This is a genomic window from Leisingera coralii, assembly GCF_049056525.1.
GTDB lineage: Bacteria > Pseudomonadota > Alphaproteobacteria > Rhodobacterales > Rhodobacteraceae > Leisingera > Leisingera coralii.
This window is the reverse complement of the sequence record NZ_JBHUPT010000003.1, coordinates 1-6,633: the sequence shown is the minus strand read 5'-3', so window position 1 is coordinate 6,633 and position 6,633 is coordinate 1. Positions and strand designations below refer to the sequence as shown.

General features: G+C 64.7%; 6 protein-coding genes. 2 read left to right on the top strand and 4 right to left on the bottom strand.

All coding sequences use genetic code 11. The annotated features are described in order from the left end of the window. Nucleotides 1–121: 121 nt before the first annotated feature. Both msrQ and msrP read right to left on the bottom strand, forming a co-directional pair. On the bottom strand, nt 122–745 hold the full coding sequence (gene msrQ, locus ACFMBG_RS02145; RefSeq protein ID WP_421053086.1) for a protein-methionine-sulfoxide reductase heme-binding subunit MsrQ: 624 nt from the start codon (nt 743–745) through the stop codon (nt 122–124). Nucleotides 746–756: 11 nt separating this feature from the next. After that, a complete protein-coding gene (gene msrP, locus ACFMBG_RS02140; RefSeq protein ID WP_421053085.1) occupies nt 757–1,692 on the bottom strand; it encodes a protein-methionine-sulfoxide reductase catalytic subunit MsrP in 936 nt (311 codons plus the stop codon). Nucleotides 1,693–1,952: 260 nt separating this feature from the next. Between msrP and ACFMBG_RS02135 the strand changes: the two genes are divergently transcribed. Both ACFMBG_RS02135 and ACFMBG_RS02130 read left to right on the top strand, forming a co-directional pair. Beyond that, nucleotides 1,953–2,390 (top strand): DUF302 domain-containing protein, encoded by a 438-nt coding sequence (locus tag ACFMBG_RS02135; protein ID WP_421053084.1) that lies wholly within the window; start codon nt 1,953–1,955, stop codon nt 2,388–2,390. 87 nt (nt 2,391–2,477) lie between these two features. Beyond that, nucleotides 2,478–3,047: a hypothetical protein gene (locus tag ACFMBG_RS02130; RefSeq protein ID WP_421053083.1), complete on the top strand. Its 570-nt coding sequence runs from the start codon at nt 2,478–2,480 to the stop codon at nt 3,045–3,047. A gap of 32 nt (nt 3,048–3,079) precedes the next feature. Here the strand turns inward: ACFMBG_RS02130 and ACFMBG_RS02125 are convergent, their stop codons facing one another. Together ACFMBG_RS02125 and clpB are read right to left on the bottom strand one after the other, a co-directional pair. Continuing rightward, nucleotides 3,080–3,721, bottom strand: a complete 642-nt coding sequence (locus ACFMBG_RS02125) for a TVP38/TMEM64 family protein (RefSeq protein ID WP_421053082.1) — start codon at nt 3,719–3,721, stop codon at nt 3,080–3,082. Nucleotides 3,722–3,876: 155 nt separating this feature from the next. Then, nucleotides 3,877–6,495 (bottom strand): ATP-dependent chaperone ClpB, encoded by a 2,619-nt coding sequence (clpB, locus tag ACFMBG_RS02120; RefSeq protein WP_421053081.1) that lies wholly within the window; start codon nt 6,493–6,495, stop codon nt 3,877–3,879. Nucleotides 6,496–6,633 lie beyond the last annotated feature (138 nt).

The window sequence follows — 6,633 nt, the reverse complement described above, 5'->3', positions numbered from 1 at the left end:
CTCCGCCCTTCTTCTGGCCACAAATATCCCGGGGGAGGCCCAAAGGGCCGGGGGCAGAGCCACAAAACAAAAAAGGACGGCACAACGGCCGCCCTTCGGACGCATTCCAAAAACTCCGGATCTAGGTCCTGCTGGAGACCAGCGCCCCCGATGCCTGTCTCAGCCAGCGGCTGCCGGCCAGGCGCAGTGCCAGCAGGAACAGCACCAGCCCCAGGTAGATCAGCGGCTCAATCTGAAATCCCTTCGACACCATCACAAAATGCACAGCGCCCAGCACAGCAGCGGCATAGGTCAGCCGGTGCAGCCGGGACCAGGCGCGGCCGAGCTTGCGGACCGAGAGGTTGTTGGAGGTCAGCGCCAGCGGCAGCATCAGGACAAAGGCGCCCATTCCAATGGTGATATAAGGACGCTTGGCAATATCGGTGAGGATCTGGCCCAGGATCTGCACATCCAGCACTAGCCAGACCAGCAGGTGGCACAGGACATAAAAGAAGCACAGCAGCCCAACCGCCCTGCGGAACTTCATCAGGTTGAGGCCCAGCAGGCGGCGCAGCGGGGAAATGGCCAGCGTCAGGATCAAAAGCTGCAGCGCCAGCTCTCCGTATTCATGCTCCAGCGCCTTGATCGGCTCCACGCCGAGGCCGCCCGTCAGGCCAAGATAGAACAGCCAGGGCGCCGGCAGCGCGCCGAGAAGGTAGACCGCCCAGACAGGCAGGCGCCGGAGAAGCTGGTTTGCAAATTCCATCCGCGGCCTCCTCAGAAATATTCGCCCAGGTCCATGTCCTCATACAGGGCGGCGACCTCGGCCTCGTATCCATTGAACATCAGCGTCGGCCGGCGGCGCGCGAACAGACCGCCGCCGATGCGGCGCTCGCTGGCCTGGCTCCAGCGCGGATGCGAGACATTCGGGTTCACATTACTATAGAAACCGTATTCGCGCGGGTTGGCCATGTTCCAGCTGGTGGGCGGCTCCTCATCGGTCAGAGTGATCCGCACCACTGACTTGATCGATTTGAAGCCGTATTTCCACGGCACCACCAGCCGCAGCGGCGCGCCGTTCTGGTTGGGCAGCGGCTTGCCGAAGATGCCGGTCGCCATGATCGTCAGCGGATGCATCGCCTCATCCAGGCGCAGCCCCTCGCGGTAGGGCCAGTCCAGCACCTTGTAGACGGTGCCCGGCATTTCGGACGGGCGGTAGAGGGTCTCGAAGGCCACGTATTTCGCGTCCTCCTGCACGCCGGCCAGGTTCAGCAGGTCGGCCAGTTCGAACCCCTGCCAGGGCACCACCATCGACCAGGCCTCGACACAGCGGAACCGGTAGATGCGCTCCTCGAGCGTCATCTCCTCCAGGATCTGCTCAAACGAATAGTCGCCCGGCTTGTCCACCAGGCCATCGATCGTGACGCTCCAGGGCTCAATGGTCATCCGCTCCGCATATTTGGACGGATCGCCCTTGCCGGTGCCGAACTCATAGAAGTTGCAATAGCTGGTCACCTCTTCCCAGGTGTTGGGCTCCAGCTCCTGTTGCGCCCGCAGTTCTTCCGCCCGATCCCCTTCGGCCTGCGCCCGCGCGCCCAGCGCCGCAGCCAGCCCGGAGCCTGCCAGCCCGGCCATGATCCGGCGGCGGTTCCAGAACACGGCTTCCGGGGTCGCATCTGCATGGGTCAAGTCGTTGGTCCAGCGGCCTGCCATCTATGTCTCCTGATTATCCTGTCACACATGGGTAACGGCGCAGTGCGCAAAACCCAAAACATATCCGGTCACGACTGCGCGAGAGGCCTGTAATGTAACACCCAATCCTTCACCGGGCATGAATGCGGGACGCAGGAAAAAGGAACCGCGGCAATTTTCCGGGTGGCAGAATGGCCGATCCCATGCAAACATCAAAATATGTTTTACAAGGCCGCCCCGGACCGGCACCCCAGCCCGGCGGCCGAACAGGGAGACAACCCGTGAAAAAGCACATCGCCGCAGCCGCCCTCGCCCTCACCGCACAGACCGCCGCAGCGCAGGAGGCCGTGCTCCACACGACGGCGCTGGCCTATGACGATGTGATCTTCGGCCTGGAAAGCGCCATCACCAACCGCGGGCTGGTGGTCGATCACGTCAGCCACGTGGGCGAGATGCTGGAGCGCACCCGCGCCGATGTCGGCTCTGACGTGGTGCTGTTTCAGAACGCACAGGTGTTCTCCTTCTGCTCCGCCCAGCTGTCGCGCCAGGTGATGGAGGCGGACCCGATGAATATCACTTTCTGCCCCTACAACATCTTCGTGGCCCAGCTGCCGGACACGCAGGAGGTCAGCATCGGCTTCCGCGCCTTCCCTGAGGGGGAGATGCAGGTGATCCAGGAGCTGCTGGACGGCATCGTGAAGGAAGCGATCGAGGAATAGACCGCCCGCCAAAAATTCCCCGCTGCACTGCCCGTCCGATTTGATTATGCTGGCCGGAAACAGAATTTCCGGCACGGGCAGACCTTGATGAAATCCTTCCTTGCTTCCCTGATGATACTGGCCGCCGCCACGCTGGCAGGCTGCGCCACCGCTCCCACCGCGGCCAAGAACAATGTCGAGGAGCTTTCCCTCGCCCTGCAGTCGCTGGATCCTGAGGTCGACCCGGGCGAGGCGCGCCGCGCGGCAGAGATCGCCTACAGCTACTCCGCCCACTTGGCCGAGCAGTATAATGTCACCACTTCGCCGATCATTCACAACACGCTGGTAAATAGCGGCGTCAAGGAGCGCGGCGTCTGCGTGCATTACGCCGAGGACATGCAGGCCCGCCTCAATCAGGAGAACTTCCGGACGCTGTCGATGCTGCGCGCCATCGCCGAGCCGAAAAGCGATTTCCGCATCGACCACAGCACCGCGGTGATCGCCGCCAAGGGCGACGGCATCTACGAGGGCATCGTGCTCGACCCCTGGCGCTATGGCGGCAAGCTCTACTGGTCGGCCACCACCGAAGATCCCCGTTACGACTGGGAGCCGCGCATGGAGGTCCTGCGCCGGAAACAGGAACGGCGGCTGGCCAAGGAAGCGGCGGCGGCCAGTTAACCCGCGTTCTTCCGCATCGCCCGGCCCGGCTATCAGAGCCAGGGCCGCGCCAGCCGGTGCATGGCAAACAGGACAATCAGCAACCCGGCTGAAACCGCCGCCAGCACCGGCCAGTCCATATCCAGCATCTGCGCCCCAAACCATGTGGACAGCAGCGTCACCGGCAGGATGCCCAGCGCCGTGGTCCATACAAAGGTCCAAAGGCGGACCCGGGTCAGACCTGCAGCGTAATTGATCAGGTTAAAGGCGATCACCGGGATCAGGCGCGCGGCCAGAAGCGCCAGCGCCCCCCGCTCATCGGTCCAGACATCCAGCTGCCGCGCCTGCGCCTCGCTCAGCCAGGCCCGGACCGTCTCCTGCCCCAGCCGGCGCGCGATCCAAAAGGCCACCAGCGCCCCCAGCATTGCCCCGGTCCAGATCAGCGCCGCCCCCAGCAGCGTGCCAAAGATCGCACCCGCACACAGCGCCAGGATTTCCGCCGGAAACGGCACAAAGGAATGCACCACCATCAGAACAATCACCGCCAGCGGCGCCCAGGCCCCTGTGCTGCGCAGCCAGGCAATCATGTCCTCCACCGGGCGCGCCTGCCCGTCCAGCACATAGGCCGCCAGCGCGCCGCACAGCAGCACGAGGAGAAATGCGGCAAAGGCCGTTCTGCGCCTGATACGGATCATGGAACCGGCGCCTGTTCTAGGAACAGCTGCCAGTCTAGCGCTTTCCGCCCCTGCCGCAAAATGCGCGCCCGGGCAGACATGAAAAAGCCCGCCACAGCGGGCGGGCCTTTCCGGTTCACATCCTGCGCTTAAAGCACGGCCGTTTAATGCACGGCTTAATGCACCACGGCATCATCGGGGCGCGGCTTGTCGCTGGTGCCCAGCCGCTCGCCGATGATCAGCCCCTCGCTGCCGGCCGAGACCGGGACAGTGTCGCCGTCCTTGATCTCGCCGCCCAGCAGGGCCTCGGCCAGCGGGTTCTGCAGCGCACGCTGGATCACCCGCTTCAGCGGCCGGGCGCCGAACACCGGGTCATAGCCCTCATCCGCCAGCCAGGTCTTGGCCGCCTCGTCCAGCTCCAGGGTGATCTTGCGCCCCGCCAGCCGCTTGAGCAGCCGGGCCAGCTGGATCTCGACGATGCCGTCCATGTCGCCGCGGTTCAGGCGGTCGAAGATGATGGTCTCATCCAGACGGTTCAAGAACTCGGGCCGGAAGTGGGCCCGCACCGCATCCATCACGTCGCGCTTGGCCTCCGAGGCATCGGCCCCGTCCGGCAGCTGGCTCAGCGCCTGCGTGCCGAGGTTCGAGGTCAGCACGATCAGCGTCTGCTTGAAGTCGACGGTGCGGCCCTGGCCATCGGTCAGCATACCGTCATCCAGCACCTGCAGCAGCACGTTAAACACATCCGGATGCGCCTTCTCGACCTCGTCGAACAGCACCACCTGATAGGGGCGGCGGCGAACGGCCTCAGTCAGCGCCCCGCCCTCGTCATACCCGACATAGCCCGGAGGCGCGCCGATCAGCCGGGCGACCGAGTGCTTCTCCATGTACTCCGACATGTCGATACGCACCATCGCGTGCTCATCGTCGAACAGGAACCCGGCAACCGCCTTGGTCAGCTCCGTCTTACCCACGCCGGTCGGCCCCAGGAACAGGAACGACCCCAGCGGCCGGTTCTCGTCATTCAGACCCGCCCGCGCCCGGCGCACCGAATTGGCAACCGCGGTGACAGCGGCGTTCTGGCCGATCACCCGGCGGTGCAGCTCGTCTTCCATGCGCAGCAGCTTCTCGCGCTCGCCCTCCAGCATCTTGGAGGTCGGAATGCCGGTCCAGCGCTCGACAACAGCGGCGATCTGCTCGGGCCGCACGGCCTCTTCGACCATCAGCCCCTGCTCTTCCTTCTGCTCGGCATCCGCCAGCTGCTTCTCCAGCCCCGGAATCACGCCATAAGACAGCTCACCGGCCTTGGCGAGGTTGCCCTCCCGCTTGGCAATGTCGAGCTCCGCACGGGCACGGTCCAGCTGCTCCTTCAGATCGCGGGCCGAGGCCAGCTTGTCCCGCTCCGACTGCCACTGCGCGGTCATCTGGGCGGACTGCTCCTGCAGCTCGGCCAGTTCCTTCTGCAGCTTCTCCAGCCGGTCCTTGGAGGCGGCATCATCCTCCAGCTTCAGCGCCTCTTCCTCGATCTGCATCTGCAGGATCTGCCGGTCCAGCGCATCCAGCTCCTCCGGCTTCGAATCCACCTGCATCCGCAGGCGGGAGGCCGCCTCGTCCATCAGGTCGATCGCCTTGTCCGGCAGGAATCGGTCGGTGATATAGCGGTTCGACAGCGTCGCCGCCGCCACCAGCGCCGCATCGGCGATGCGCACCCCGTGGTGCAGCTCGTACTTCTCCTTGATGCCGCGCAGGATCGAGACGGTATCCTCCACCGTCGGCTCGGTGATCATCACCGGCTGGAACCGGCGGGCCAGGGCCGCGTCCTTCTCCACGTACTTGCGGTACTCATCCAGCGTGGTGGCACCGATGCAATGCAGCTCGCCGCGCGCCAGCGCCGGCTTGATCAGGTTGGCCGCATCCATGGCGCCATCCGATTTGCCCGCGCCCACCAGCGTGTGCATCTCATCGATGAACAGGATGATCTCACCCGCAGCTTCGGTGACTTCCGTCAGCACCGCCTTCAGCCGCTCCTCGAACTCGCCGCGGTATTTGGCACCGGCGATCAGCGCCCCCATATCGAGCGCCAGCAGCTTCTTGTCGCGCAGGGATTCGGGCACATCGCCGTTGACGATGCGCAGCGCCATGCCCTCGGCAATCGCGGTCTTACCCACACCCGGCTCGCCAATCAGCACCGGGTTGTTCTTGGTCCGGCGCGACAGCACCTGCATCGAGCGGCGGATTTCCTCGTCGCGGCCGATGATCGGGTCGATCTTGCCCTCACGCGCCGCATCGGTCAGGTCGCGGGCGTATTTCTTCAGCGCGTCATAGCCTTCCTCGGCCGTGGCCGAGTCGGCGGTGCGCCCCTTGCGGATGTCATTGATCGCCTCGTTGAGCTTCTGGGCGGAAACCTCGCCCGCCTCCAAGGCTTCCTTGGCCTTGGACTTCACCATGCACAGCGCCATCAGCAGCCGTTCCACCGGCACAAAGCTGTCGCCCGCCTTCTCGGCAATCTTGGCGGCCTCATCCAGCACCTTGGCAGTCTGCCCGTCCAGATAGATTTGCGCCGCGTCGCCGCTCACCTTGGGCTGCTTGGCAACCGCCGCATCGACCGCCTCCGCCACGCGCGCAGGCGCACCGCCCGCGCGGGAGATCAGGTTGCTCGCCAGCCCCTGATCGTCATCCATCAAAGCTTTCAGAATATGCTCCGGCACCAGCCGCTGGTGCCCCTCGCGCATCGCAATGGTCTGCGCCGCCTGCACAAAACCCCGTGCACGCTCCGTGAACTTGTTCAAGTCCATCTTGCTCTCCTTTTTCAAGCGCCCGCGTTATTGGCAGCGCCCGCTTTGCGGCACGCCCCGGTCCGGGCCTCGGCAATAGATGTGGGAAGCGTTGCCGCCGCTTCAAGACCATAATGCCCGCAAAAGGTGAGGAAATCC